The 24,487-nt window shown below is 64.8% G+C and carries 27 protein-coding genes; 11 read left to right on the plus strand and 16 right to left on the minus strand.

All coding sequences use genetic code 11. The features are described from left to right. Positions 1-13 precede the first annotated feature (13 nt). A complete protein-coding gene (locus ACFQ95_RS06710; protein ID WP_422830064.1) occupies positions 14-1,567 on the minus strand; it encodes a hypothetical protein in 1,554 nt (517 codons plus the stop codon). Positions 1,568-1,673: 106 nt separating this feature from the next. Continuing rightward, the gene (locus tag ACFQ95_RS06715; protein ID WP_422830065.1) at positions 1,674-2,585 is read right to left on the minus strand and encodes an SDR family NAD(P)-dependent oxidoreductase; all 912 of its coding nucleotides are present in this window, start codon (positions 2,583-2,585) and stop codon (positions 1,674-1,676) included. A 119-nt stretch (positions 2,586-2,704) separates the two neighbouring features. Between ACFQ95_RS06715 and ACFQ95_RS06720 the strand changes: the two genes are divergently transcribed. The 3 genes from ACFQ95_RS06720 (at position 2,705) to ACFQ95_RS06730 (ending at position 5,052) form a co-directional block, all read left to right on the plus strand. After that, entirely contained in the window at positions 2,705-3,580 is an 876-nt protein-coding gene (locus tag ACFQ95_RS06720) for an NUDIX hydrolase (RefSeq protein WP_422830066.1), read from the plus strand. Between the two features lie 18 nt (positions 3,581-3,598). Continuing rightward, the gene (gene nudC / locus ACFQ95_RS06725; RefSeq protein WP_422830067.1) at positions 3,599-4,411 is read left to right on the plus strand and encodes an NAD(+) diphosphatase; all 813 of its coding nucleotides are present in this window, start codon (positions 3,599-3,601) and stop codon (positions 4,409-4,411) included. A 71-nt stretch (positions 4,412-4,482) separates the two neighbouring features. After that, entirely contained in the window at positions 4,483-5,052 is a 570-nt protein-coding gene (locus ACFQ95_RS06730) for a hypothetical protein (RefSeq protein ID WP_422830068.1), read from the plus strand. On the opposite strand, the gene ACFQ95_RS06735 is transcribed toward ACFQ95_RS06730, so the two are convergent. The 6 genes from ACFQ95_RS06735 to ACFQ95_RS06760 all read right to left on the minus strand — a co-directional run bounded on the left by ACFQ95_RS06735 (position 5,049) and on the right by ACFQ95_RS06760 (position 11,339). After that, positions 5,049-6,056: a tRNA dihydrouridine synthase gene (locus ACFQ95_RS06735; protein ID WP_422830097.1), complete on the minus strand. Its 1,008-nt coding sequence runs from the start codon at positions 6,054-6,056 to the stop codon at positions 5,049-5,051. The two genes, ACFQ95_RS06730 and ACFQ95_RS06735, sit on opposite strands and share 4 nt — an antisense overlap. 25 nt (positions 6,057-6,081) lie before the next feature. After that, positions 6,082-6,591 carry a DUF1993 domain-containing protein gene (locus ACFQ95_RS06740; protein WP_422830069.1) on the minus strand — a complete coding sequence of 170 codons (510 nt, stop codon included), beginning with the start codon at positions 6,589-6,591 and terminating at the stop codon, positions 6,082-6,084. A 120-nt stretch (positions 6,592-6,711) separates the two neighbouring features. Continuing rightward, entirely contained in the window at positions 6,712-7,107 is a 396-nt protein-coding gene (locus ACFQ95_RS06745) for a hypothetical protein (RefSeq protein WP_422830070.1), read from the minus strand. 194 nt (positions 7,108-7,301) lie between these two features. Beyond that, positions 7,302-8,240, minus strand: a complete 939-nt coding sequence (locus ACFQ95_RS06750) for a DUF808 domain-containing protein (protein WP_422830071.1) — start codon at positions 8,238-8,240, stop codon at positions 7,302-7,304. 193 nt (positions 8,241-8,433) lie between these two features. Next, positions 8,434-9,927: a GTPase/DUF3482 domain-containing protein gene (locus ACFQ95_RS06755; RefSeq protein ID WP_422830072.1), complete on the minus strand. Its 1,494-nt coding sequence runs from the start codon at positions 9,925-9,927 to the stop codon at positions 8,434-8,436. Beyond that, positions 9,924-11,339 (minus strand): DUF2868 domain-containing protein, encoded by a 1,416-nt coding sequence (locus ACFQ95_RS06760; RefSeq protein WP_422830073.1) that lies wholly within the window; start codon positions 11,337-11,339, stop codon positions 9,924-9,926. The genes ACFQ95_RS06755 and ACFQ95_RS06760 overlap by 4 nt, the downstream gene beginning before the upstream one ends. A gap of 178 nt (positions 11,340-11,517) precedes the next feature. Between ACFQ95_RS06760 and ACFQ95_RS06765 the strand changes: the two genes are divergently transcribed. Next, positions 11,518-12,573 (plus strand): GGDEF domain-containing protein, encoded by a 1,056-nt coding sequence (locus ACFQ95_RS06765; protein WP_422830074.1) that lies wholly within the window; start codon positions 11,518-11,520, stop codon positions 12,571-12,573. Between the two features lie 20 nt (positions 12,574-12,593). Here the strand turns inward: ACFQ95_RS06765 and ACFQ95_RS06770 are convergent, their stop codons facing one another. Together ACFQ95_RS06770 and ACFQ95_RS06775 are read right to left on the minus strand one after the other, a co-directional pair. Continuing rightward, positions 12,594-13,235, minus strand: a complete 642-nt coding sequence (locus tag ACFQ95_RS06770) for an NrsF family protein (RefSeq protein WP_422830075.1) — start codon at positions 13,233-13,235, stop codon at positions 12,594-12,596. Next, complete coding sequence (locus ACFQ95_RS06775) at positions 13,232-13,786, minus strand: sigma-70 family RNA polymerase sigma factor (protein ID WP_422830076.1); 555 nt, start codon at positions 13,784-13,786, stop codon at positions 13,232-13,234. The genes ACFQ95_RS06770 and ACFQ95_RS06775 overlap by 4 nt, the downstream gene beginning before the upstream one ends. A gap of 169 nt (positions 13,787-13,955) precedes the next feature. Between ACFQ95_RS06775 and ACFQ95_RS06780 the strand changes: the two genes are divergently transcribed. The 5 genes from ACFQ95_RS06780 (at position 13,956) to ACFQ95_RS06800 (ending at position 16,747) form a co-directional block, all read left to right on the plus strand. Further along, positions 13,956-14,246, plus strand: coding sequence for a DUF2282 domain-containing protein (locus ACFQ95_RS06780; protein ID WP_422830077.1), 291 nt, complete (start codon positions 13,956-13,958; stop codon positions 14,244-14,246). Between the two features lie 56 nt (positions 14,247-14,302). Then, positions 14,303-15,142, plus strand: coding sequence for a DUF692 domain-containing protein (locus tag ACFQ95_RS06785; protein WP_422830078.1), 840 nt, complete (start codon positions 14,303-14,305; stop codon positions 15,140-15,142). Next, positions 15,139-15,906: a putative DNA-binding domain-containing protein gene (locus tag ACFQ95_RS06790; RefSeq protein ID WP_422830079.1), complete on the plus strand. Its 768-nt coding sequence runs from the start codon at positions 15,139-15,141 to the stop codon at positions 15,904-15,906. Before ACFQ95_RS06785 ends, ACFQ95_RS06790 begins: the two co-directional genes overlap by 4 nt. Positions 15,907-15,940: 34 nt before the next feature. Continuing rightward, positions 15,941-16,408 carry a DoxX family protein gene (locus ACFQ95_RS06795; protein WP_422830080.1) on the plus strand — a complete coding sequence of 156 codons (468 nt, stop codon included), beginning with the start codon at positions 15,941-15,943 and terminating at the stop codon, positions 16,406-16,408. Positions 16,409-16,477: 69 nt separating this feature from the next. Next, positions 16,478-16,747 carry a hypothetical protein gene (locus ACFQ95_RS06800; RefSeq protein WP_422830081.1) on the plus strand — a complete coding sequence of 90 codons (270 nt, stop codon included), beginning with the start codon at positions 16,478-16,480 and terminating at the stop codon, positions 16,745-16,747. An 11-nt stretch (positions 16,748-16,758) separates the two neighbouring features. Here ACFQ95_RS06800 and ACFQ95_RS06805 read toward each other — a convergent pair whose 3' ends face one another. The 5 genes from ACFQ95_RS06805 to ACFQ95_RS06825 are packed head-to-tail and all read right to left on the minus strand — an operon-like array spanning position 16,759 to position 21,264. Then, entirely contained in the window at positions 16,759-17,523 is a 765-nt protein-coding gene (locus ACFQ95_RS06805) for an HpcH/HpaI aldolase family protein (RefSeq protein WP_422830082.1), read from the minus strand. Between the two features lie 42 nt (positions 17,524-17,565). Beyond that, positions 17,566-18,345, minus strand: a complete 780-nt coding sequence (locus ACFQ95_RS06810; RefSeq protein WP_422830083.1) for an SDR family NAD(P)-dependent oxidoreductase — start codon at positions 18,343-18,345, stop codon at positions 17,566-17,568. Continuing rightward, complete coding sequence (gene pdxA, locus ACFQ95_RS06815) at positions 18,342-19,379, minus strand: 4-hydroxythreonine-4-phosphate dehydrogenase PdxA (RefSeq protein ID WP_422830084.1); 1,038 nt, start codon at positions 19,377-19,379, stop codon at positions 18,342-18,344. The genes ACFQ95_RS06810 and pdxA overlap by 4 nt, the downstream gene beginning before the upstream one ends. Next, the gene (locus ACFQ95_RS06820; protein ID WP_422830085.1) at positions 19,376-20,449 is read right to left on the minus strand and encodes a four-carbon acid sugar kinase family protein; all 1,074 of its coding nucleotides are present in this window, start codon (positions 20,447-20,449) and stop codon (positions 19,376-19,378) included. The genes pdxA and ACFQ95_RS06820 overlap by 4 nt, the downstream gene beginning before the upstream one ends. Next, a complete protein-coding gene (locus tag ACFQ95_RS06825) occupies positions 20,446-21,264 on the minus strand; it encodes a DeoR/GlpR family DNA-binding transcription regulator (protein WP_422830086.1) in 819 nt (272 codons plus the stop codon). Before ACFQ95_RS06825 ends, ACFQ95_RS06820 begins: the two co-directional genes overlap by 4 nt. A 180-nt stretch (positions 21,265-21,444) precedes the next feature. Between ACFQ95_RS06825 and ACFQ95_RS06830 the strand changes: the two genes are divergently transcribed. Beyond that, positions 21,445-22,458: a Bug family tripartite tricarboxylate transporter substrate binding protein gene (locus tag ACFQ95_RS06830; protein WP_422830087.1), complete on the plus strand. Its 1,014-nt coding sequence runs from the start codon at positions 21,445-21,447 to the stop codon at positions 22,456-22,458. 29 nt (positions 22,459-22,487) lie between these two features. Here ACFQ95_RS06830 and ACFQ95_RS06835 read toward each other — a convergent pair whose 3' ends face one another. After that, positions 22,488-23,399, minus strand: coding sequence for a LysR family transcriptional regulator (locus ACFQ95_RS06835; protein ID WP_422830088.1), 912 nt, complete (start codon positions 23,397-23,399; stop codon positions 22,488-22,490). A gap of 441 nt (positions 23,400-23,840) precedes the next feature. On the opposite strand from ACFQ95_RS06835, the gene ACFQ95_RS06840 reads away from it, so the two are divergent. Next, a partial coding sequence (locus ACFQ95_RS06840) for an alpha/beta hydrolase fold domain-containing protein (protein ID WP_422830089.1) occupies positions 23,841-24,487 on the plus strand: 647 nt, incomplete at its 3' end.

Genomic DNA, 24,487 nt, shown 5'->3' on the forward strand with positions numbered 1-24,487 from the left:
TCTGTTGGTTGGGCTAAACCTGGCCCAGCCGGTAAGCCTCGACCAGGGCTGAGCCCGGCACTGCGGCAGCCGGCATGGCGCCCAGCACTTTCTGCACATCGGCCAGCAACACACCCGCCAGGCTGGCCAACACCGCTTCCGGCCATTGCGCGCCGCGCCGTGCAATCGTCGTGACACTGCCGGGCTGCCATTTTTCACTGCGTATCAGTTGGTTGGGCTCAGCGGCGGCCTTGGCTTTGAACTTGTGCATGTGCCACAACAAGTAGGCCAACACGCGGTTGTAAAGCATGGCTTTGGGGTTGTTGACCAAGGCCCGCAGCGGGTTGCCGCTGGCGTCTTGCTGCGCAAACTCGGGCAAGACCTGCAGCAACACGTCGACCCCCTCTTTGCAACGCGCGCGCAAAAAGGCATGGGCCAGATAACCCAGGCTTTGGCCATCAACCTTCTTTTTTCCCACCACCTTGCCTTGCCAGACACCGTCCAGCAGGTCACACACGTCGGCCGGCGCCGCCTTGGCCAGGTCGCGCAGCAAGCGTTTGTACTGGCTCGCCAGGTCCCTGCGCAAAGCCTCTGAGGCTTTGGAGTTGGGGTGCACGCGGCGCACTGCTTCAGCAAACGCCGCGTCGATATCCGCGTCCTTGACCGGCAGCAGCTCACGCATGACTTCGTCGTAGGAAAAATCGTAAAGGCATAACCGGAACAAGTCCGTCAGCCCGCCGTCGCCCGCGCCGGAGATCACAAAACGTTGCTTCTGCCCGTACAGCGGGGCCTGACCCAAGTCGTCGTTGCGCCAGTAGGAAAGGCGCAGCTTGTCGTCAGCACCTGGTACCTCCACACCAAAGCCGGTCGCAAAAACCACGATGTCGGCGCGCCACGGGCCGGTGTCGGGCACCACGTCAACGCGGCTGGGGTCTATGCGCCTTGCCTGTTCGGCCGTGAGCCGGTAGGGCGCCAGCCCCGAATCATCGAGGCTCACCTTGACTTCGGCCGACTGCAACATGCTCCAGTTCAGCTTGGCTTTCCAGGCGGCGCGGTAGTTGCTCAGTACCTGCAGCACCAGGCTGGCCGCCATGTCACCGGCGTTCGCGGCACGCCAGTCGGTCAGCGTGGGCGGCAGCCCGGTCGGCCCCAGGGTCTGGGTCAGCAGCGGCAGATCAAAACAACTGCTCGCCGGCCAGGTGTGGATGGCGGGGTGCAGCTTGCGTATGGCACAGCCACGTTGCATGGGCACGAGCTGGTTCTGCCGTTCGAACACCAGCACATCCCAGCGCATGGGCTGCGCCAGGGCACCATGGCCGAACTTCGCGGCAAAACTTTGCTCCGCCAAATAACTGGCCAGCGTGAGCCCACCCACACCCCCACCGATGATGGCCACACGTGGCGCCTGTTTGCCATGTGGGCTGCGGCGCCACAACGCACCCAGGCGATCGGCCAGCGCCATGGCGCGGCGCTGTTGCGACTTCACGGTCAGGTACCGCGCCTGGCTTTTCTGTCCCAGCGTGTAAATGCCTTGCCATTCACCCGGCGTGCCGTGGAGGCGCTCGAGTTCCAGAATCTCATCCTGCATGCACAACTCCTGCGGTGTGGTTCTCGCCGAAGATACTATAAAAAATGTAGCTACCTACGCTCAGCAGGCATGCACTGGGGGGCTTTTTACCTTAAAGCCCCAATGCTTAATGCCCGAATTGCGCCAGCGCCAGGCCGACCTCGTTCGTGCCCTGCGCCGCACCGCTGTCGGGCACGCTGTCGCCCACACGGTCCACCACCGCGTCCCACTGGGCCAACAACTCTTCGGGCGCATCCGGGCCTATGCCCACCCAGGCGCCCTGGGTGAGTGTGATGTGGGCGGCTTCAAACGTGCCGGCCCCGGCGCAGAGGATACGCCGCGTGGGAGCCTGTTCGGCACACAACACCAGCATGGCCGGCACCACGGCTTCGGGCTTCAAGGCGGCCAGCACGGCCTCAGGCATCAGGCCTTCGGTCATGCGTGTGGCTGCGGTCGGGGCCAGGCTGTTCACGCGGATGTTGCTCTTCGCGCCCTCTATGGCCAGGGTCTGCATCAAGCCCACCAAGGCCATCTTGGCCGCACCGTAATTCGACTGGCCGAAGTTGCCAAACAGGCCGGAGGATGAGGTCGTCATCAGGATGCGGCCATATTGCTGCGCCGTCATCACCGGCCACACCGCCTTGCAGCAATGCACGGAGCCCATCAGGTGCACGTCCAGCACCAGGCGGAAGTCGTCGAGTTCCATCTTGGCAAAACTCTTGTCGCGCAGAATGCCGGCGTTGTTGACCAGAATATCAACACGGCCCCAGGCGTCCACGGCCTGCTGCACCATGGCCTGCACGGCGGCAAAGTCGGTGACCGAGGCCGCATTCGCCAGCGCCTCGCCACCGGCGGCGCGGATCTCGGCCACCACCGTTTCGGCAGCGCTGGCGCTACCACCCGAACCCTCACGCGACCCACCCAAATCGTTCACCAGCACTTTCGCCCCACGCGCGGCCAAGGCCAACGCGTGTTGTCGTCCCAGCCCACCACCCGCGCCGGTGACGATGGCCACACGGCCTTTGAAATCCAGATCCATCTGCTTGTACTCCTGTGTTGTGGACGTTGTGGGCGTGGTGCGCCAAGCGCATCGTGGCCAACTCTGATAGCCTCAGACTTTAATACAGCCCCCCACGCGCCCCGTCTCTTAGAACACACATGGAACTGAACTACAGCGTCGTCACCAGTCCTCCGGTTGCCGCCGCCAGCCTGGTGCTGCTGCGCGACGGCGCACAAGGACTGGAGGTCTTTCTGGTGCGCCGCCACCAGGCCTCCAACGTGCTGGGCGGAGCCCATGTGTTCCCCGGCGGCAAGGTTGATGCGGCCGATGCCGCACCGGCCTGGCAACCGCTGCTGGACCAGCCCGCTGCCGTGCTGCAGGCCGCATTGGGTGAAGCCGAGACCGATGCCACCACGGCCAGCGCCATCTTTGTTGCCGCACTGCGCGAAGCGTTTGAAGAAGCCGGCGTGTTGTTTGCCCAGGCCAGCAGCCCGGAGCAATTGGCACAGGTGCGCCAGGCGCTGCGCGAAGAAGTGGCCTTGCGCACGGCGCTCACCACGGCAGGGCTTGGCCTGTCGTCCCGGGCGGTGACGCCCTGGTCGCGGTGGATCACCCCGACCTCGCCCTCGGTGATGGACAAACGTTTCGACACCCGCTTCTTTCTCGCCGCCGTGCCGCCGGGCCAAACCGCCGTACACGACGACTTTGAAACCACCGACAGCCTTTGGCTCAGCCCACGTGCGGCGCTCACACAATACTGGGACGGCCAGCTCAAGTTCGCGCCACCACAAATCTTGAGCCTGTCGGCGCTGGCACGTTTTGCCCATGTCGCCGACGCCCTGGCCGACGCACGCAGCCGCCCGCCGCCGGTGGTGCGCCCGGAGCCGTTTGACGAAGCCGGTGTGCGCGTCATTTGTTACCCCGGCGACCCACGCCACAGCCTGCCACAAGCCGTGGTGCCGGGTCCCACGCGGCTGAGCTTTCGTCACCAACGCTTCGAACCCGAGGGTGGTTTCGAAGCCTTTTTTAATTGACCTGGATTGCCACAGAAGATGCTGCAAACCCCCGCCAGTTTTGTTCCCCTGCTACAAGCGGTAGACCACCCGGCGCCGCTGCACTTTGTGTTTCGCGGTGGCGAGTTGCTGGTGCAGGAGCAAGACCTGTCCTTGCCGGATACCGTCACGCTCACCGCGTTCTCCATCACCTTCCAACCCATAGGTTTACTCGACGGCCGCTACGCCCAAGCGGCATGGCTGCCCCAGGACGCCGAGGCGCCACAGGGCTTGGTATTTCGCAAGCTGCGCAGCCTGTTCGGCCAGATCGACGATCAACTGCTGGCCGTGGCCGGCCGCGCTTTCCAGCTCAGCGAATGGGCCCGCACCCACCGCTTCTGCGGCGCCTGCGGCGGCCCCACCAGCCTGGTCAGCGGCGAGCGCTGTGTGCGTTGCCCGGCCTGCGGCCATTCGGCCTACCCACGCATTTCACCGGCCATGATGGTGCTGGTGAAAGACGGCGAGCGCATACTGCTGGCGCGCCACAAACAAAACGCCTCGCAGTTCTTCACGGCGCTGGCAGGTTTTGTCGAAGCCGGCGAATCCATAGAAGACACCGTGCACCGCGAGGTATTTGAAGAGGTCGGGGTGAAGGTGCGCAATCTGCAGTACTTCGGCAGCCAGCCCTGGCCGTTTCCACACTCGCTGATGGTGGCCTACACCGCCGACTATGCCGGTGGCGAGATCCGGCTCGATGAAAACGAGATCGCTGAAGCGGCCTGGTTCGGCCCCGGCGATGTGCTGCCGCCGGTGCCACCGCTAGGCCTGTCGATTGCGGGGCATTTGATCCACGCCAACCTGCCGAAGAAGTAGGCCCAGCGTCAGGGGCTTACTCGGCGTTTGCCGGCTTGCCGACTGTCACGCAGCATGCTTATCATCCCCGCATGTCCGACCACCTCACCGACCCGCCACGCGCACCACCCACGGTGCTGGATGTGGAGGCTTCAGGCTTCGGGCGCAACAGCTATCCGATCGAAATCGGTTATGTGCTGCCCGACGGCAAAACCTTTTGCACCTTGATCCGCCCCGAACCCGGCTGGACACACTGGGATACACAGGCCGAACACCTGCACCACATCTCCCGCGAACTGGTGGAAACACGCGGCCGCCCGGTGGCCGAAGTGGCGCGTATGCTGAACGCGCAGTTGGCCGGCCAGACCGTTTACTCCGATGGCTGGGCCAACGACTACAGCTGGGTCGGCGCGCTGTATGACGCGGCCGACCTGCTGCCACGCTTCAAACTGGAAAACCTGCATGCCCTGATGCGCGGCGACGAGGCCGACCGTTGGCATGAAGTCAAACAAAAGGTGCGCGAAGAACTCGGCGGCCAACGCCACCGCGCCAGCACCGACGCCGTGGTGCTGCAGAAAACCCTGATGCGGGTGCGCGAGTTGTCACACGACGAGACCGAGGCCGAAAAGCCCCCCGCGGCTGCGGCCACACACCGCGACTAGATCTGGCCCGCCTCTGCGGCCAGCCAGCGGTCTATCTCGGTCAAGTCGGTCACCGTGCGCAGCGTTTGAAATGCGGCTTCGGCCTCGGGGTAACGGCGGCGCAAAAAGTTGAGCCACTGCTTCAGGCGGCCGGCCTTCTGGCGTGGCTCCAGCGTGGCGCAAACCAGTTTCCAGAACTCGGCAATCAGCGGCAACAACTCGCTCCACGTGAGCTGCCGCGGCGCGCTGGTGTCGCCATCGGCGGCGCGAATGGCGAAAGCCAGGCCGGGGTCGGCCACGATGCCACGGCCCAGCATGAGCTGGTCGCAGCCCGATTCTGCGCGGCAGCGCAGCGCGTCTTCCACGGTCCAGATTTCACCGTTGGCGACCACCGGAATCTTCACCACATCGCGGATTTCCTGCACACGCTGCCAATAGGCTGGCGGGCGGTAGCCGTCGGCCTTGGTGCGCGCATGCACCACCAGTTCGCAGGCACCGGCTTGGGCAATCGCCTGCGCACAGGCCAGGCGTTTGCCGTCGTCGTTGTAGCCCAGGCGCATCTTGGCCGACACCGGCAGGTGTGCCGGCACGGCCGCACGCACGGCGGCGACGATGCGGCCCACCAGTTCTGGTTCGTCCAGCAAGGCGGCACCGCCGCCATGGCGGTTCACCACCTTGGCGGGGCAGCCGAAGTTGATGTCGATCCCGGCCGGGCCCATCGCGGCGAGCGCAGCAGCGTTATCGGCCAGGCAGACCGGGTCGGAGCCTAGCAGTTGCGCGCGCACCGGCACACCCGCCAGCGTGCGGCCACCATGGGCCAGCTCGGGGATGTAGCGCAGGAACACCCGGTCGGGCAACACCGTGTTGCTGACGCGGATGAACTCGGACACACAGCGGTCTATGCCGCCCACACGCGTGAGGATGTCGCGCAGCACGAAGTCGAGCAGGCCCTCCATGGGTGCCAGCAGCAGGCCCTTGGGTGGCAAGGTTTCGATCAACGGCGGCAGTGCGCCCTGCCCGGCCATGAGCATCTCTGTCGGCAAAGACGGCTCAATACGTGCCGATGAAATCCTTCTTGCCCACGGCCAGGCCGTTGTGGCGCAGGATGTCGTAGGCCGTGGTCACGTGGAAGTAGAAGTGCGGCAGGCCGTAGTGCAGCAGGTAGGCCTGGCCGACGAACTTCTTCTCGCGTGGTGTGCCGGCTTGCAGCACGATGTCGCGCGTGGCGCCAGCGTCGATATCGGCAGCGGGCAGGCTGTCGATGAATTGCAGCACCTTGGCGATGCGCGCCTGCAATTCGGCAAAACTCTGCTCGGTGTCGTCGTAAGCCGGTGGCTCAATGCCAGCCAGACGCGCCGACACACTCTTGGCAAAGTCGCTGGCGATCTGCACCTGGCGCACCAGCGGGAACATGTCGGGGTAGAGGCGCGCCTGCAGCAAGGCGCTGGGTTCAAACTTGCGCTCGGCGGCGTAGGTTTCGGCCTTCTGCAGCACGGCGCTCAGGGCACCAAGCATTTGCTTGAACACGGGAACGGAAGCGGTATGAATAGAAAACGACATGACAGACTCCACGGGCTGCTGCCCTGATACCGAACAGCCCAAAGTTGAAAAGGCCGTGGAGTGTAGGCTTTCACGCGCCGCTGCGTGCGGCGTGGCTGCCAATGACCGTACGGCCAAAAGTCAGGGCTTGGCGACGTGCCAGACGCCTTGCACACCATCGCCGGTGGTGTCGCCGACCTTGGCGTCTTTAGCCCAGTAATACAGCGGCTTGCCCTTGGAAGCCCATTGTTTCTGGCCGTCGTCGCGCGTGACGACGGAGTAGTCGCCTATGGCTGCGGCATTGGCCTTGGCGATCAACGGCGGCCAGTTGGTGGCGCAGGTGCCGTTGCAGACCGACTTGCCACTGTTGGCCACATCTCGGTCCAGGGTGTAGAGCGTCATGCCGCTGGGGCCCACCAAAATGCCGTTGCGCACGGTAGCCGTCGAGCTGTCGGCCATGGGCGCGGAGGTGGTGCCGCAACCGGTGACACCGGTCAGGGCAGCGCAGGCGAGTGTCAAAGAAACCAGGTATTTCATGATCGTCTGTTCCTCGAGGTTGTTGCAGCAGGTGGCTGCAGCGCTATCTTGCGCCTTTCTGGCCGCCTCTGGTAGCCCTTGTCTGCGGCTGTTGCAGCGTCGACAAAAGCTATCAAAATAGAAGCTACTGAAGCCTACCCAGAAAGCTCAATCGGCCAATTTCTTTTGCAATTTTTGATCTCAGGAGCAATCCTTCAGCGCCCGCGTAAACGCTGCACCCCGCTGACCGCGGCCAAGACCAGGCCACCGGCCACAATGCCAATGGCCGCATTCGCCAGGGGCGCTGCCAACCAGGAGGCCACGCTGCCCACACCGGGCCATTCACCCATGGCCATGGCCAATTCTTCAACCGCGTGGTGCAGCGCCGGCACCCCATGGGTCAGTATGCCGCCGCCGACCAGGAACATGGCCGCCGTGCCCGCCACCGACAAGGCCTTCATCAGCCACGGTGCCGCACGCAGAATGCCGCGTCCCAGGCTGCGCTGCAACGCCGCTGCGCCGCCCTGGCCGGGGCGCTGCGACAGGTACAGGCCACCATCATCGAGTTTGACAATACCCGCCACCAGGCCATACACCCCCACGGTCATTACCAGGGCGATCCCGCTGAGCACCATGACCTGGGTGCTGAAAGGGCTTTGCTGCACGGTGCCCAAGGTGATGGCGATGATTTCGGCGGACAACACAAAGTCGGTGCGCACCGCCCCTTTGATCTTGTCTTTTTCCAGCGTCACGAGGTCGACCTCACCATCGACCAGCGCCTCGATCTGGGACACCTGGGCCTCGACCACTTCTTCCGGGCTGTGCAAAAACTTGTGCGCGAGTTTTTCAAAACCCTCGTAACACAGAAAGGCGCCGCCAATCATCAGCAAGGGCGTGACCGCCCAGGGCGCAAAAGCACTGATCAACAGCGCCGCGGGTACCAGGATCAGCTTGTTGACAAACGAGCCTCGCGCCACGGCCCAGACCACAGGCAACTCGCGGTCAGCGGTCACACCCGAGACTTGCTGGGCATTCAACGCAAGGTCGTCGCCCAGCACACCGGCGGTCTTCTTGGCCGCGACCTTGGTAAGCACCGAAACGTCGTCGAGTACGGTGGCAATATCGTCAAGCAGGGCAAGCAGGCTGGAAGCCATGTGGCAGATCTTTCTCTAGACAGGCATCGGTTGGCGCAAACCTCGGTACTGCGGTGCAGGACCGGAACGACAGTGTTGAGGATAACGCGCATGGTTACGGCAGTGTGACGATATGGCAACCGCGGCCGCCGCAAGCCGCCGCCACGGCCAACCCACGGCACCGGGCGCAAAAGGCTAAGAGCCTGTTCCTCATCTATTGAGGGCCGCGTTGCGCTGCCAGCAAGCCCGCCACCTCGGCCACCAGCGCGGCCCGGGCAGCAGAGGACGAGGAAGCCCCCCGGCCGGGCCGACGCGACCAACTGTCGTGGCTGCGCGCGGGCTCCAGTGCCCGCACACAGGCGCGCAAGCCTTGCTGCGCGGCGGCTGACGACCGCGGGCCAGGTGACGGCGCGGCCAGCGGCTCGAACGCAGAGCCGGGCGCGCTGGCCGAGGTTGGCGCCGTTGGCGCAATCTGCAGCTTGTCTTGTGCCGCATGGCCACGTTGCTCCAGCGCCGCGATCAGCTCCAGAAAACCCTCGGCGGCCAACAGCAGCAACTCGTTTTCCACACTCAAGGCTTGTACACCGCGAGCCTGGTTCCACAAGCGGCGGCCAAACTGGCTCCAGCCCTGGGTCAGCATGCCCCCGAGCAGCCCACCCAGCGCAGCCCCGGCACCCAGCGAGATGCCGCCCACCGCCAGGTCGGCGACAACACCAATCGACGCGCCTATGGTCGCCCCTTGGCCCAGGCGTTTGCCGGCCTGGCGCAAGGTCTCGGGGTTGAACAGGTCACTCTCCCAGCGGCCATCGAGCCAGGGCAGATCGGCCAGTTCCGCCTCGTCGGCGCGAAAGCCATAGACCTGCAGCAACTCCTGCGTCCCGGCACGTACCCGCTCGCGCGCCAGCTGCTGAAAAGCCAGCACAAAAGCCTTGCGCTGCGCGGCATCGGCAAAAGCTTCGGTGTCGATGTCGCGGCGCAGCGCAGCCAGGTTGACCAGGGTGTCGGCCACCACACGGTATGCCGCGCTGGCGCGCTCCTGTGCCTCGCGGTCCAGGTAGGCCACCACTTGCAACAACGGCGCGCGCAGGCGCGGCAGCAGCGTGCCCAGGTCCTGGTACAGATGCTGCTGCGACCCGACAAACGGCGCCACAGCATCAAAGCGTACCTGCGCATGCAGGCCCGTGGCCGACAACAACGCCTGCCACTCGGCCTCGCGGCTGGCTGGGTCGCGCACGAAGTTCAGCACCGGCATCAAGGGTTTGGCGCAGGCCGCCAAAATCTCCAGCTCGCAGCGGAACTTGGGCAACACCGGCTCGCGGCTGTCTATCACCACCAGTGCCGCATCCATCTCGGCCAAAGTGCGTAACACCTTGGCTTCCTGCTCGAAGCTGCGCGTCGCTTCAGGTCCGGCCAGAAAAGCCTGCACACGCCCCAGGCGCGTGAGCTCAGGGTCCAAGGATTCAAGGTAGTCGAGCAGGCCCACCGCGTCTTCCAGGCCGGGTGTGTCGTAGAACCACACGGCCTCCATGCCATCGACCACCAGGGCAATACGCTCCACATGGCGTGTGGTGCCCGGCCGGTCCGACACCTCGCCAAAACCGGCCTGGCGAATAAGCGTGCGCACCAGCGAGGTTTTGCCTGCGTTGGTATGCCCCACCACGGCGATCTGGATGGGGCGCTGAGCCGATGAAGCGCTACCTGCCGTCATGCCGCATGCCCGGTTTGCAAGGCCAGCCACTGCTCGGCGGCAGCGCCATCGGTGCACAAGCCAACACCTTCTTTTTCCAGGCCGCTGCGACTCAACCAATCAGCCCAACGCGCAACGTGGGCGGCTTGTGGCACAGCGCCCTCGGCCGCCACCAGCAGAATGCTGCAGGCCCCGGCTTGCGCCGCACAGACGCGCACAAAACGCTCGGTGCCACGGTCGGGCGACGAGGCGCCATGGCACACCAGCAACAAGGCTGCGGGGCGGCGCTGGTGCAAGCTGGCCAAGACCGCTTGCCGCTCGCTGCCACTGCCCGCCAGCCGGTGTTGCCAGGCATTGGGCAAGGGCTTTGGCGGCGCCCACGCCAGCTCGGGCGGCAACTCAAAACCCACGATGGCGCAGGCCGTGGCATCTGCCGGCGCGCGTTGGCCGGGCGCAGCAGCGGCTGCTGCCCAAGCGTGTTCTTCGTCCAGCACAGCCACCGGCTGCAGGGCTTCGATACGGGCCAGAATTTTGCGGAAATAGGGTTCTGAAGTGTCTAGCCGCAAGCCGCGCAAACGCCTGCGCCACACCGCCCAACAGCACAGCGCCAACAGGGCACGCGGCAGCAGGCCATAGACCAGCACACAGCCCATCAGCCACAACGCCCAGGCACGCTGGTCGGCCAGCGCAGCGTTGGGCTGGGCCACCGAGGCCACGTCCGGCACCGGCACGCCCAGCAAACCCGGCAACCAGCCGCTGGCCTGCACAAAATCGACAAAAAACTGCGGGCTGAGAATGGTGCTCTCCCAGGTAAGCCGAAACGCCTGGAACGAAAACGCAAAGCCCAGCACCACCAGCATCACCACAAACGACAAGGTCCACACGCCGTGGCTCACCAGGCCCAGCAGCCACGGCAGCAGCCGCTCGCGCTGCAGCAGGTCGCGCCCGGCGTACGCCAGGCTTGCGCTGTTGCCGGGCTCAGGGCCGCGCCCCCAGGGCAAACGCGTGACCAGCGCCAGCCACAAGCGCCCCAGCAACGCGCCCGAAGCCGGCCACGGCAACACCAAGCCCAGGCACCACAGCAGCAAAGTCACAAAATGCAGGCCCAACAACGAGGCCCATGCGGCTGCCACGTTGATGGTGCTACCACTTCCTAGCGTGGCGCGCGCCGTGCCCCAGGCCAAGGCCAGCACCAGCACCACCAGGCCCAGCGCCATCAGCAGCGCCAGGTCGCGCAAATGCTGCATCTGGCGCTCCAGTCCCTGCGCTTGGCCGAGCGACCAGGCGCGCGCCAGCAGGCGCGTTTCTCGGTCGGGGCTCTCGGCCAACACCGCTTGCAACACCGGGCCGTCGTTCAGCGGGCCTTGCGCTTCCAGATGCTGCACAGCCTGCGCCATCCAGATCTGGTCCAGCTTGTGGCTCTTGTGGTTCAAACTCGTTGCCTCATGTCTGCCCTGTTCCTCTACATAAATTCGACCAAATCAGCAGGCGGTGGCATCATCCACACACGACTCTGATCAGGGGTCGGTTGATTATGCGCAAACGTGCCAAGGCCGCCAGGCTGTTGTGTCAACAGCCTGCGACAAGGCTGCGCAGGAGGAGCCGGACACCATGCAAGCCACCACCTCCCTGCCCACCGGCCAGGCGGCGCCCACAGGGGTTCCGCGCCCCTTCAACGAAGCCCAGCGGTTGAGCACGCTGCGCGAATACCAAATCCTAGACACCGGCGACGAGGCGGCCTTCAACGACCTGGCCAGCATCGCGGCGGCCGTGTGCAACACGCCGGTGGCCCTGGTGTCGCTGGTGGATGCCGACCGCCAGTGGTTCAAGGCGCGTATTGGTGTGGATGTGGCGCAAACCCCGCGCGACGCGTCTTTCTGCGCCCGGGCCATACTGCGCCCGGACGAGTTGATGGAGATCCCAGACGCCGCCAAAGACAGCCGCTTCAGCCAAAACCCGCTGGTCACCGATGGCCTGAAAATCCGCTTCTACGCTGGTGCCCCATTGCTGGCTGACGACGGCACCGCCATGGGCACCTTGTGTGTGATCGACCAGCAAGCGCGCGAACTCACGCCCACGCAGTGCGAAGCCATGCAAGCGCTGTCACGCCAGGTGATGGCCTATATGAACCTGCGCAAGCTGGCTTCGCAGTTGGCGCACCAGAGCAGCACCGACGCGCTCACCGGCATCTGGAACCGGCGCGCATTCGACCTGCGGCTGCAGGAAGAGTGGAGCAAACACCTGCGGCGCCTGGCACCCTTGGCCCTGTTGATGCTGGACGTGGATTTGTTCAAATCGTTCAACGACAGTTTTGGCCACCCGGCGGGCGACGTGGCCTTGACCAGCACCGCGCGTATCCTGAGCCAGCCCCTGCGCACCGAAGACTTTTGCGCGCGTTATGGCGGCGAAGAGTTTGCCATGATCCTGCCCGAGCTGGACATGAACGCGGCCTTACTGGCGGCCGAGCGCTTGCGCCTCGCCGTCGAGAAAGCGCCGTGGCCGAAACGCCCCATCACGGTGAGCATTGGCGTGAGCGCGTTGGTGCCGCGGGCTGATGCCAACCCCAGCACCCTGGTGGCCCGTGCCGACCGCGCGCTCTACGACGCCAAGGCCTCCGGGCGCAACCAAACGGCGCAGTTCAAAGACTGGTCACACGCTCTCGCGTGAGGCGGCAAGCTGCGCGCCCATCACCAGCGCAGCAAACGCGGCCCGAGGCAAGCCCCCAGCAGCGGCAACACGGCCATGCCCAGCACGTACCAAATCGCCAAAAACGGCGCCGCCAACTCGGGGCAATGCAAGGCATACACGGCAGCCCCCGTGCCCGCTGCCAGCACACCGGCGGCGGCACCCGCAAGCGCTGGCCGCGTGGGGGCCAACTGTTTCAGTGCCACCAACGTGGCCACAAACACCGGCAGTGCCATCGTCACAATGCTCAAAGCGCAGGTGGCCCAGGTTTGCCCTAGGACCAGGCTGGCCCGCTCGGGCGCTGGCGCTTGTACCAACACCCACAGCGCCAACACCCACAACGCCGCCACGGGCAACACCACGCCCAGCCAAGCCTTGCGCACGGCCACGCCGGGGCGCGACAAGCGGTACACCAGCACAAAGCCGGCCAGCGCCACACACACGGGAAAGGCCAGCTTCACCCAGAACATGGGCAAGCTCATGGCCTGCACAATGTCTTTGCGCACGCCGTACTCTGCCAGCATCCACACCACCGACAGCACCAGCCCCACCGCCAGCGCCGCCAGCACATGGCGTAGCGCTGCCTGGCGCGGCACGGGCGTCACATGGCTTGCCAGCATGGCGATCACATCATCGGTTTTCATTTGGACGAGCCCTTTAACTTCAATGCCAGGGCTTTGAGCCCACGGTGAATGCCCACCTTGACGGCAGATTCCGACAAGCCGGTTTTGGCTGCGGCTTCCACCACCGACAAACCTTGCAGCTTGACGTGCAGGATGGGCAGGCGTTGTTTGTCGGGCAGCGTTTCCAGCAGTCCCTGGATGTCGCGCTGCGCGTCGCTGGCCTCGGTGGCCGAATCGGCAAAGATCTCCAGGTCGTCTTCAAGCGGCTCGTGCAGCGCCTCGTGTGCCCCTTTGGCGCGCAGCAAGTCGATCATTTTGTAGCGCGCAATCGCATGCACCCAGGCCGTGAGTGGCTGATCGGCTTGGTAGGTGTGGCGCTGGTTGTGCATGGCGATCAAACATTCCTGGACGAGGTCTTCCACCTCATCGGGCCATCCAAACAGTCGCCTGCCCAGAAACGCCCGCAAATGGCTGCTGAGTTGCCGCAGACAAGCCTGGTAGGCCGCGCCGTCGCCATTAAGCCCCTGGATGAAAAGGCTGCGCAGCTTCGTCTCGGTGTGGCTTGGGTCCATGGGTCTTCACAGAGGAGTTCGTGGCGGGTATCGCAAAAGTTACAGCGTCGATGAAAAAAAGTTTTTTCAGATATTTTTATGCGGCGTGTAACCCGCCAGCGATTTTGGAAGAACTAAGAACGACGGCGCATGTTGCCTGTCATCGACCTCAACCAACCGGAGTATTCACATGATCGCACGCCAAATCGCCCTTTCCGCCATTGCCCTGACCGCCCTCGCCGCCGGTGCCGCCATGGCCCAAGACACCAAACCCATGGCCGACAACATGGCCAAAGTTGAAAAATGCTACGGCGTGTCCATGGCCGGCAAAAACGACTGCGCCGCCGGCCCCGGCACCACCTGCGCCGGCACCGCCAAGATGGACTACCAGGCCAACGCCTGGAAGAACGTGCCCGCCGGCACCTGCACCACCATCAAGACCCCCAAGGGCATGGGCAGCCTGACCCCGATGAAGTCCTGAGGTCAGCCGCAACGGGTTCCACTCTGCCCCGCCCACCACGCCAAGACTGCATCACCATGTCGCCTGAACTCAGCACCGGCCTCAGCCTCAAGCCCCAGCATTTCGACGCGGCCATAAGCTGCCGTGCAGCCGGTTTGTGGTTCGAGGTACACCCCGAGAACTACATGGTGGACGGCGGCCCGCGCCTGCGCTGGCTGGAGGCGGTGCGGGCGGAACACGCCTTGTCACTGCACGGTGTGTCGCTGTCCTTGGGTGGTGAAGAGCCACTCGACACCGCGCATCTGCAGCGGCTGGCGCACCTGGTGCAGCGGCTGCAACCCGCGCTGGTGTCTGAACACCTGGCGTGGTCGCGCTGGGAAGGGGTTTACTTCCCCGACCTGCTGCCGTTCCCGCGCACCACTGCGGCACTGCAACGCATGGCCGTACACATCGACCAAACACAAAACGTGCTGGGCCGCCACATCGCAATTGAAAACCCATCCCACTACTTACACATCGCCCAACACACCTGGGACGAAACCGATTTTCTAGCCGAGCTGGTGCGCCGTACCGGCTGCAGCCTGCTGCTGGACGTGAACAACGTACACGTCTCGGCGCGCAACCTCGGCTTTGGCGCCAGCGACTATTTGGCGCGCTTCCCATGCCATGCGGTGAGCGAAATCCACCTCGCCGGCCACACAGCAGACCCCACGCTAGGCGAAGCGCTGTTGGTCGACTCGCACGACACACCGGTGGCACCCCAAGTGTGGGCACTGTACAAAGACCTGGTGGCCAAGATTGGCCCACGCCCGACCTTGATAGAACGTGACGGCAACGTGCCCGCATTCGACGACCTATGGAATGAACGCAGCCAGGCCGAGCGTGTGTTGCGCTCTGCGCAGCAGGTGGCCGCATGAACAGTTTTCAACAAAGCTTCGCCCAAGCCCTGCGGCAGAACGCGGCAGGGCCCATCGGCTCTGCCAACGCCGCCGGCAACAGCGCCATCAACGCCCTGCTGCAACAACCGGCGTTTGCCGTCTACCGCAACACCGTGCGCAAAGGCTGCATCGACGCACTGGAAGCCAACTACCCCAGCGTGGTGCGCTTGGTGGGCAGCGAATGGTTTCGCTCGGTGGCGGCGTTCGTGGTGGCCGCTGCGCCGCCACAAGACAGCCGGCTGCTCGACTACGGCCAAGGCTTGGCCGATTTTCTGGCGGCGTTTGAGCCCGCCGCCACACTGCCTTACCTGCCCGGCGTGGCCCGTCTTGACCGCTTTTGGACCGAGGCCCACACCGCCGCCGACGCGTTGGCGCTGGACGGCAGCGCCCTCGCCAGCCTGGCCCCCGAAGCGCTGGCAGGCCTGGCACTGCGGCCCCACCCCGCCGCGCGCTGGCTTTGGTTTGACGACATGCCGGTCTACACCATCTGGCAGCGCAACCGCGACGCCAACCCCGACAACAGCGACATCCCCTGGCAGAGCGAAGGCGCGCTTATCACCCGCCCTGCAGACAAGGTGTGGTGCAGTCCCTTGAGCAACGCTGGCACGGCCTTTTTAGATGCTTGCGCCCAAGGTTGCAGCTTGGGCGAAGCCGCCGCCGCTGCGCTGGCCCAAGACCCGCAAGCCGACCTCACGGCGCTGCTCGCGCATCTGCTGCGCAGCGGGGCGCTGAGTACGCCGTGATGCGCGCCATCCCACTCCCCCTCGAAAGGCTTTTATGAACGCCATCCCACTCCCGCCCTCTTCCCAAGGCCTACGCGGCCTGTGGAACACCTGTGCCAACACCCTTACCCGGCTGGTATCGCACGACCTGCTGGCCCTGGCCACGCGCCTGGCCGTGGCCGCCATCTTTTTCTATTCGGGCCGCACCAAGGTCGAAGGTATCTTGAGCATCACCGACGGCACCTACGAACTGTTTCGCTCCGAATACAAGCTGCCGCTGGTGCCACCGGAAATCGCCGCGCATATGGCCACCTACGCCGAGCACTTCTTCCCGCTGCTGTTGCTGTTGGGTCTGTTCACACGCCTGTCAGCCCTGGCGCTGCTTGGCATGACGTTGACCATCCAGCTCTTTGTCTACCCCGATGCCTGGCCCACACATCTCTCGTGGGCGGCATTGATGCTGTACCTGGCCGGGCGCGGCGCTGGCAGGCTGTCGGTCGACCACGGCTTACGACTGGCCTGAGGCTGGGCTGAAGCGCGCGGGGGTAAGCTGCGGTGCGTGTGGATTACACACGCCACCCCGGAGCCTCCTATGCAAAAAGCATCTCTCTACACCATGGCCGCTGCCGCAGTGAGCGCTGTCGCTGTGCCCAGCATGCTGTTCTTCTTCAGCGCCACGGCCAACTCGCAAATTCGCGCAACACCGGCCATGCAGGTGATCGGCACATCGGCCAGCGGCAGCACCAGCACGGCCTGGTTTCACGACGCGTCGGGCAGCCGCGCCGTGGCCTGCCAGACGGTCAACAACGCCAGCGGGCTGGTCAGCATTCAGTGTGTGTCAACCAAGTTGCCGCAAGAATAAAAGTCTGAGTCTTATTTCTTGTATTGCGCTGCCAGCGCATCGGCGCCAGCCACCAGCAAATGCAGGTCGCTGCCCACACCCACCATGGTCGCGCCCTGCTCCAGGTAAGGCTGGCCCTTGCCGTCCACCGTCAAGATGCCCACGGCTTTGCCAGCGGCCTTACCAATGGCAATCGCTTGGCTGATCGCCGCCTGCACCACCGGGTGACCCGGCTGGCCGCGGTGGCCCAGGCTGGCGGCCAGGTCTGATGGGCCTATGAACACCGCGTCCACTCCGGGAACGCGGCAGATGGCGTCCAGCTCGCCCAGCGCCTCTTTCGACTCGATTTGCAGCACCAGCGCAATCTCGTCGTTGGCACGCGCCATGTAGTCCTTGTAGCGTGTGTAGCCACCGCCGCGCGTGCTGCCGGCCACGCCGCGCAGCCCCTCGGGCGCGAAGCGCGTGTACGACACCGCCTCTGCGGCCTCGGCCGCGCTGCGGATGTTGGGGATCATCAGGTTCGTTGTGCCCGCGTCCAGCAGGCGCTTGATGAAGGCCATGTCGTTCGACGGCACCCGCACCACCGCAGCACTCGGTGTGCCACGCAGGGCCAGCAGTTGTGTGCTGATGGTGTCAAGGTTGCTTTGTGTGTGCTCCATGTCGAGCAGCAGCCAGTCGAAGCCGGCATGGGCCAAGGCTTCCACCGTGGGCAAGAAAGCGAAGTTGCACCACAGGCCTATCAACGGACGGCCCGAGGCCAGGGCTTGTTTGAAGGTGTTGCTGGGTAGGCTGTTCATGCTTGTCTCCGGTTTGTTTTAAGTAGGTTTTCTAAGAGCCGCTCAGGGCATCAATTGGCCGCCGTTAACTTCCAAGATCTGCCCGGTCATATAACCCGACAACACGTCATCGGCCAAGAATAGATAGGCGCCCACGCAATCATCCGGCTCGCCAGTCCGGCCCATGGGAATGCTCTTGCGTGCGCCTTCCAGTTGCGCAGCGCTGGAGTTGCGCACATGAAAGTCGGTGAGGATCACGCCCGGCGCCACACCGTTCACACGCACACCAAACGGTGCCATCTCGCGTGCCAACACGCGTGTCATGGTGCTCACAAAGGCCTTGGCCGCGCCGTACAGGCCCACACCGTCGCCACCGCCCGTGCGCGCGGCGATCGAGGTGGTGTTGACCATGCTGCCGCGCCCGGCCTGGCGCATCACCGGTGCAGCGGCGCGGCACACGGCAAACGCGGCGTGTACGTTCAGGCCCATCACGCGGTCGTAGTCTTCGTCGCTGGCCTGCTCCAGCGGGCGGCGGCCAAACATGTCGCCGGCGTTGTTGATCAACACGTCCAGGCCGCCAAACGCGTCCACCGTTTTGGCCACAAGTTGATCGGCCACGCTACGGTCTTGCAGGTCACCACCCAGGGTGATGGCCTTGCCGCCCGCCGCACGAATGGCGGCGGCCACAGTCTCGGCACCGTCGCGGTTGTGCGCGTAGTGCACGGCCACCTGCGCGCCCTTGGCACCAAAGGCCAGCGCCACCGCCGCACCTATGCCCGAGCCGCCGCCGGTCACCAGCACGCGGCGGCCGCTGAATTGCAGGGCTTTTGAAAAGTCGATCATGTTGTCTCCTGGACTTGTTGTGTGTTCTGTGCTGCGGCCGTTTTGCGCAGGCCCTCCACCAGCGTCATCGCGTATTGCGCCGCATCGACCATGCTGTCGGCGCTGGCGATGCCTTTGCCGGCAATGTCAAACGCCGTGCCGTGGTCAACCGATGTGCGCAGAATCGGCAGGCCCAGGGTGATGTTGACGCCGCTGACCGCGTTCCAGGCGCCGGTGGCCGGATCTATGGAAAAGCCCAGCAGCTTCACCGGAATGTGGCCCTGGTCGTGGAACATGGCCACCACCGCATCGAACTGGCCGGCGCGCAATTTGATGAACACCGTGTCGCCCGCCCAAGGCCCGGTCACCGCATGCCCGGCGGCCGCGTATTCGGCCACGATGGGAGCGATGATTTCACCGTCTTCCTTGCCCAGGATGCCACCCTCGCCCGCATGCGGGTTCAGCCCCGCCACGGCGATGCGCGGCTCTCTGATGCCCAGCGCGCGCAGCGCGTTCAGCGTCACGTCGAGCACACGGCGCAGGCGCACCGGCGTGAGCCGCTTGGGCACTTCAGACAACGGGCAGTGCGTAGACACGTGGCTCACGCGCATGCCGCCGTGTGCCAACATCATCACACCGTCGCGCATGCCGGTCAGGTGCGCCAGCATCTCGGTGTGGCCTTCAAACGGGTAGCCCGCGAGGTGTAGCGCCTCTTTGCACAAAGGCGCGGTGACGATGGCGTCTATCTTGCCGGCCTGCGTCATCTGTACTGCACGCTCCACGGCCAGATAAGACCACTTGCCGGCCGCAGCCGACACCTGGCCGACAGGCATGTCGCCGTCTACCGGGCCCACGTCCACCATGTGCAGCGGCGCCGCGCCCAGGTTGAGCGCTGTGCTCGCACGTTGCAGCGCCGCAGCGCTGCCGAACACCTGCAGTTCAATGCGGCCTTGCTGCACCAGGTCACGCATCTGGTGTGCGGCCTTGACGATGATTTCGGGGCCGATACCGGCCGGGTCGCCCATGGTCAGGGCCAGGCGTATGGGTGCGGTCATGTTGTGGGCTCCTTCTCGGCCAGCAAGGCCAGTAATGCAGACAGATCGTCCGGCGCACCAAAGGCACCGGAGCGTGAATAACAAGTGACGCCGTGCCACGCCCCGCCCTGCAGCCGCGCACAGCCCCAGCCGCTGCGCGGACCAGCGCCGGCCAAAAGACTTTGCACACCCGCCGCGCGGCACAGGGCCAGCAAGGTATCGCCGCCCACCACCACCAGGTTGTCGGGCCGGGGCAGCGTGGCGACCAGCTGCCGCGTGCGCTGGCGCAGCAAGTCTGCTGCGGCCGACGCAGACAAGGGCTCGGCGCTGGCCAGGTCGGCGCAGTGCATACCGGCAGCGGCCAAGCCCTGCAACTGCGCACGCAATACCGGATGGCGGCTGGCCGTGACCACATGGGTCAAGCCAGGTTGAATCGCAGGCGCAGCGCCTGGCCTGGTCTGCGCCGACAAGGCCTGGGCCAAACCCGCGCTGCCACACCACAACCAAGACTGGGCATGGGCTTGACCTGCCTGGGCCGCCAGCGCAGCCAGGTCGGCATCGGAGTTCACGTCGGGAATCAACACCTGGCCTTGACCGCCTGCGGCCAGATCGTGCCCCAACCGCGCCACCACGCCGTGCAAGGCAAACACCTCCAGCAAGGAAGGGCTGCTGGCCTCGGGGCTTGGCGCTTGTGATGTGCCCACCCAATGCCGGCCACCACGCGTGAAGCGACCCTGTGCCGGATAGGCCGGTGCAAACACCACACCCTCAAAACCGGCGTGGCGCAGCAGCCAGGCCACCTCGGCAAAACTGTTGCCACGCAGCAGGCTGTCGACCTTCTTGAATGCCGCATGACCGGGTGTGGTGAACCACGGCAGGCTGCTTTGCAGCGCACTGACCATGGCGTCGTGCTGTACATCACGTGTGCCGGTGGCGAGTGCCTGGACGGGTGAGGCAGCGGCTTCCAAAGCCTGGTCTGGTGGCGCCAGATATACCGGCACCGGCGCCACACCCGCAAACATGGCGGCGCTGTCGAGTGCGCCCGTCAAGTCGTCCGCCAGGATGCGCCAGCTTCCCTTGTGCTGCGTCATGCCACCGAGACCTGTGTCACCTTCACCCCCGCCTGGTGCAGCCCTTCCAGGGCCAGCGGCGGCACACCGCTGTCGGTGATCACTTCGCTGAACTCAGCCAGCGCGCAAATCGTCATGAAGGCGCGTGGGCGGAACTTGGAGGCATCGACCAATAACCGCCTGGTATGCGCAGCCTGCATCAACGCACGTTTCACGGCAGCCACTTCGGGCTCGGTTTCCGACAACACACCGTCGGTGACGGCGTGGGCGCCCATCAGCAACACGTCGGCGCGGATTTGTTTGGCGCCGGTCAGCACCTCGTCACCCATCAAGGTGTTGCTGCCGGCGCGCAGCATGCCGCCCAGCACATGTACACGCACCAGAGCACTGGTGCCCAACAGTTGCGCCACGGCCAAGTCGTTGGTCACGGCGACGAGCGGAATGCGCCGCTCCAGCGTGGCCCGCGCGGCCTCCATCACGGTGCTGCCGCTGTCGAAGATCACGCTCTGGCCGGGCTCCAGCCCTGCGGCCGCCGCATAACCAATGGCACGTTTTTCACGTGGCGACAACTCGGCCGCCGCCACCGGGTCGGGCTCGAAGGTGCTGTAGTGCTGCTGGCGCAGCAAGGCGCCGCCGTGGGTACGGTCCAGCACCCCCTCGGCCTCCAGCGCATCGAGGTCGCGGCGCAGTGTGGAAACCGAAGCATCCATGGCCTGCGCCAACTGCTGCAGGGTGACGGCGCCATGCCGGCGCAGGAAGTCAACGATGCGGTCACGGCGCTGGCTGGGCAGCAAGGAAACCATGGCGAGCTGGGGCGAACGAGAAGATGAGGTCATGAGGCTTGGTAGATCTTGCGAGGGTCTTCCTAGGGCTTTCACCTAGTAACGACTTTTTTCTAGCGATAACTGTTGATTGATTTTGGAAGATTGTGAAAGAATTTGACCGAAGTTGCAAGACTCTCGTTTTGCAGCCCGTTCAACAGCCCAGACAACGATAAAAACCCGGAGACCTAGCTCATGTTGATTTCCCGCTTCATCCCCTCTGCGTTGCCACGCCGCAGCGTGCTCGGCGCGCTGGCCTGCGCCGCCGTTGCCAGCCTGTCCACCTGGCCAACACTGGCCCAAGCCCAGGCCTACCCCAGCAAACCCATCACCCTGGTGGTGCCCTACCCTGCGGGCGGTGCCAACGATGCCGTGGGCCGGCTGGTGGGCCAGAAACTGGCCGAAACACTGGGCCAAGCCATCATCATTGACAACCGCCCCGGCGCCGGCACCACCATAGGCGCGGCGCTGGCGGCACGCGCCCCGGCCGACGGCTACACCCTGGTGCTGGGCTCCCTGGCGAGCAACGCCGTGAGCCCGCACCTCATCCCCAACCCAGGTTATGACGCGCTGAAAGACTTTGCGCCCATAGGCCTGATCGGTGTGGCGCCCATCGTCGCCACGGTGAACAAGGACTCGCCCTACACCTCGCTCAAGTCGCTGGTGGACGACGCCAAGAAGCGCCCTGGCGAAGTGATGTATGGCTCGGCCGGCAATGGCTCGCCGCTGCACCTGGCGGGCGAGTTGTTCAACCAGTCAGCGGGCATCAACATGACCCACGTGCCCTACAAGGGTGGCAACGCCCACACCATGGATTTGATTGGCGGCCGTCTGGCGGTGATCTTCGACACCACCACCGCCGCCATGCCCATGATCAAGGGCGACAAGGTGCGCGCCATTGCCGTGGCCTCACCCACTCGCCTGCCCGATCTGCCCAACGTGCCGACCTTTGCCGAGGCTGGCTACCCGACGTTTGAAGTGCAGGGCTGGTACGCGCTCTACGCCCCGGCCAAGACACCACCCGAGATCCTGGTCAGGCTCAGCGCCGACCTGGGCAAGGTGATGCAGATGCCCGAGGTGGACAGCAAACTCAAGGCCCTGGCTGTGAAACCCGCCTATGGCTCGCCGCAGGAACTGGGTACCTTCACCCAGAGCGAATTCGTGAAGTACGGCAAGGTCATCAAGACGGCCAACATCAAGGCCGATTAAGTCCGACCAGGTCCGGGCAGCGGTCGCGGTTACCGCATGCTCGGATGCTTGGCGAACAGGTCCGCCGTCCAATCGACAAACGAGCGCACCTTGGCGCTGAGGTGGCGATTCGGCGGGTAGACCACGTAGACCGGCACAGGATCTATCTTCCAATCCGCCAACACCTGCACCAACTGGCCGTTGGCTAAATAAGGCTCGGCCATGAAGGTGACCAACTGCGCCACACCCAGGCCGGCCAGAGCGGCCTCCAGGTAGGCATTGCTTTCGTTCACGGCCACGCGGTAGGGGCCGCTGAGTTCTATGCGTTCGCCGTCCTTGGCAAAGTCGTGGCCCATCAAGCGGCCGGTGCGTGGCGAAAAATAACGCACCAGGTTGTGGCCGGGCTGCTCCAACTCCAGCGGGTGTTGCGGAGTGCCGTGGCGGCGCAGGTAGTCAGGCGTGGCCACACTCAAAAACGACAGGTTGGCGATGCGCCGTGCCACCAATGACTGTTCGGACAGTTCACCGCCCCGGATCACGCAGTCCACGTTGTCAGTGATCAGGTCCACCGGGCGGTCGCTCACACCCAGGTCGAGCTGGATGTCGGGGTACTTGTCGTAGAAGGTGGACAGCGCGGGAATGATCAGCAGCCGCGCCACCGAGGAACCCACGTCCACACGCAGCCGCCCGCTGGGTGTGGCCTGGGCGTTGGCCATGCTGGCTTCCAATTCATCCAGATCGGCCAGCAGGCGTGCGGTGCGCTCGAAGTAAGCCGCACCATCGGGCGTCACCGTCACGCGGCGCGTTGTGCGGTTGAGCAGCTTCACGCGCAGGCGTGCTTCCAAGTGCTGTACCAACTTGGTCACCGTGCCCTTGGGCAAGCCCAGCGAGTCGGCCGCCTTGGTAAAGGTACCGGCTTCGACCACCCGGGCAAATACACGCATCGTCTGGATTTGGTCCATGGTTCTAGGGCCTGTTAACACTATGGATGGGAGACGCGTTGCGTGTCCAAAGGGCCAGCGGCGAGGCGCAAAACGCAGCCGGGGTGAACCCCGGCAAGGCTTTGCAACGACGCGGCTGGTCCTTTGGGCCGCAACCCGAAGGGAACGTGCTTAAAAAGCCGCCACTCCGCGTTGCGCTCCTAGGCCAGGCGGACGCCTGGCCGCCAAAGTTCTGATGACACAGCGCCTTGATCGGCGACTTTTTAATCACGTTCGCGCTCCCATCCATAGTGTTAACAGGCCCTCGCTCAACTTCTAGGGTCGCGGATCATCTCACGTAGAAAATGGCTGATTGTTAGTCGTTTGGAAACAGTGAACTGGCAAATCAGCCATTTATCTAACAGTAGCTGCCCTATACATTTACTCACACCAGCCACTATGCCGTCTAGTCAAAGTAAAGCCATGAACACCCGTACCGCCCCTGCCGCTGCAAGCTCCCCCGCGCCCCACGCGGAGGTGGACATGCAGATCCAGCTCGCCACCCGTGGCGTGGTGGCGGTGCGCCAGTACGGCCAGCGCTCTCCGCGTGTGGGCGGTGCGGCCGGCTTGGGCAACCCGGTGGTGCTGCACTTCCACGGCGGCGCGTTTGTCGCCGGTGGGCTGGACGACGGCGCCTGTGTGGCGCGTCTGCTGGCCGACTCTGGCGCCGTTGTGCTGTCGCTGGCCTACCCGCTGGCGCCGGTGCACCCCTTCCCCGAAGGTGTGGAAGTGGGTTATGAGGTGCTTGAATGGGTGCACAAACACCGCGTCAAACTCGCCGGCCAAGGCGCCCGCGTGTTCGTGGCCGGTGAAGAAGCCGGTGGCAACATCGCCGCCGCCGTGGCCGTGATCGCCCGCGATCGCGCACAGCCACCGCTGGCCGGGCAGATCCTGGTTTCGCCCATGCTGGACCCCTGCGTGGCCACCCCTTCACAACGCGACGATCTAAACCGCCCGGTGATGTGCAAGTGGGCCGAGGGCTGGAAACAATACCTGCGCTGCCCCATGGACGCCGAGCACCCCTACGCCGTGCCCGGTGGCTCGCGCCGCCTGGCGCAACTGCCGCCCAC

The organism is Variovorax sp. HJSM1_2 (assembly GCF_049316285.1).
In the GTDB taxonomy this organism is placed as follows: domain Bacteria; phylum Pseudomonadota; class Gammaproteobacteria; order Burkholderiales; family Burkholderiaceae_C; genus Rhodoferax_B.

Bases quoted from the DNA above. Each gene is read 5' to 3' on its own strand.
- ACFQ95_RS06710 (WP_422830064.1), bottom strand. From the start codon at position 1,567: ATGCAGGATGAGATTCTGGAACTCGAGCGCCTCCACGGCACGCCGGGT.
- ACFQ95_RS06715 (WP_422830065.1), bottom strand. From the start codon at position 2,585: ATGGATCTGGATTTCAAAGGCCGTGTGGCCATCGTCACCGGCGCGGGT.
- ACFQ95_RS06720 (WP_422830066.1), top strand. From the start codon at position 2,705: ATGGAACTGAACTACAGCGTCGTCACCAGTCCTCCGGTTGCCGCCGCC.
- nudC (WP_422830067.1), top strand. From the start codon at position 3,599: ATGCTGCAAACCCCCGCCAGTTTTGTTCCCCTGCTACAAGCGGTAGAC.
- ACFQ95_RS06730 (WP_422830068.1), top strand. From the start codon at position 4,483: ATGTCCGACCACCTCACCGACCCGCCACGCGCACCACCCACGGTGCTG.
- ACFQ95_RS06735 (WP_422830097.1), bottom strand. From the start codon at position 6,056: ATGGCCGGGCAGGGCGCACTGCCGCCGTTGATCGAAACCTTGCCACCC.
- ACFQ95_RS06740 (WP_422830069.1), bottom strand. From the start codon at position 6,591: ATGTCGTTTTCTATTCATACCGCTTCCGTTCCCGTGTTCAAGCAAATG.
- ACFQ95_RS06745 (WP_422830070.1), bottom strand. From the start codon at position 7,107: ATGAAATACCTGGTTTCTTTGACACTCGCCTGCGCTGCCCTGACCGGT.
- ACFQ95_RS06750 (WP_422830071.1), bottom strand. From the start codon at position 8,240: ATGGCTTCCAGCCTGCTTGCCCTGCTTGACGATATTGCCACCGTACTC.
- ACFQ95_RS06755 (WP_422830072.1), bottom strand. From the start codon at position 9,927: ATGACGGCAGGTAGCGCTTCATCGGCTCAGCGCCCCATCCAGATCGCC.
- ACFQ95_RS06765 (WP_422830074.1), top strand. From the start codon at position 11,518: ATGCAAGCCACCACCTCCCTGCCCACCGGCCAGGCGGCGCCCACAGGG.
- ACFQ95_RS06770 (WP_422830075.1), bottom strand. From the start codon at position 13,235: ATGAAAACCGATGATGTGATCGCCATGCTGGCAAGCCATGTGACGCCC.
- ACFQ95_RS06775 (WP_422830076.1), bottom strand. From the start codon at position 13,786: ATGGACCCAAGCCACACCGAGACGAAGCTGCGCAGCCTTTTCATCCAG.
- ACFQ95_RS06780 (WP_422830077.1), top strand. From the start codon at position 13,956: ATGATCGCACGCCAAATCGCCCTTTCCGCCATTGCCCTGACCGCCCTC.
- ACFQ95_RS06785 (WP_422830078.1), top strand. From the start codon at position 14,303: ATGTCGCCTGAACTCAGCACCGGCCTCAGCCTCAAGCCCCAGCATTTC.
- ACFQ95_RS06790 (WP_422830079.1), top strand. From the start codon at position 15,139: ATGAACAGTTTTCAACAAAGCTTCGCCCAAGCCCTGCGGCAGAACGCG.
- ACFQ95_RS06795 (WP_422830080.1), top strand. From the start codon at position 15,941: ATGAACGCCATCCCACTCCCGCCCTCTTCCCAAGGCCTACGCGGCCTG.
- ACFQ95_RS06800 (WP_422830081.1), top strand. From the start codon at position 16,478: ATGCAAAAAGCATCTCTCTACACCATGGCCGCTGCCGCAGTGAGCGCT.
- ACFQ95_RS06805 (WP_422830082.1), bottom strand. From the start codon at position 17,523: ATGAACAGCCTACCCAGCAACACCTTCAAACAAGCCCTGGCCTCGGGC.
- ACFQ95_RS06810 (WP_422830083.1), bottom strand. From the start codon at position 18,345: ATGATCGACTTTTCAAAAGCCCTGCAATTCAGCGGCCGCCGCGTGCTG.
- pdxA (WP_422830084.1), bottom strand. From the start codon at position 19,379: ATGACCGCACCCATACGCCTGGCCCTGACCATGGGCGACCCGGCCGGT.
- ACFQ95_RS06820 (WP_422830085.1), bottom strand. From the start codon at position 20,449: ATGACGCAGCACAAGGGAAGCTGGCGCATCCTGGCGGACGACTTGACG.
- ACFQ95_RS06825 (WP_422830086.1), bottom strand. From the start codon at position 21,264: ATGACCTCATCTTCTCGTTCGCCCCAGCTCGCCATGGTTTCCTTGCTG.
- ACFQ95_RS06830 (WP_422830087.1), top strand. From the start codon at position 21,445: ATGTTGATTTCCCGCTTCATCCCCTCTGCGTTGCCACGCCGCAGCGTG.
- ACFQ95_RS06835 (WP_422830088.1), bottom strand. From the start codon at position 23,399: ATGGACCAAATCCAGACGATGCGTGTATTTGCCCGGGTGGTCGAAGCC.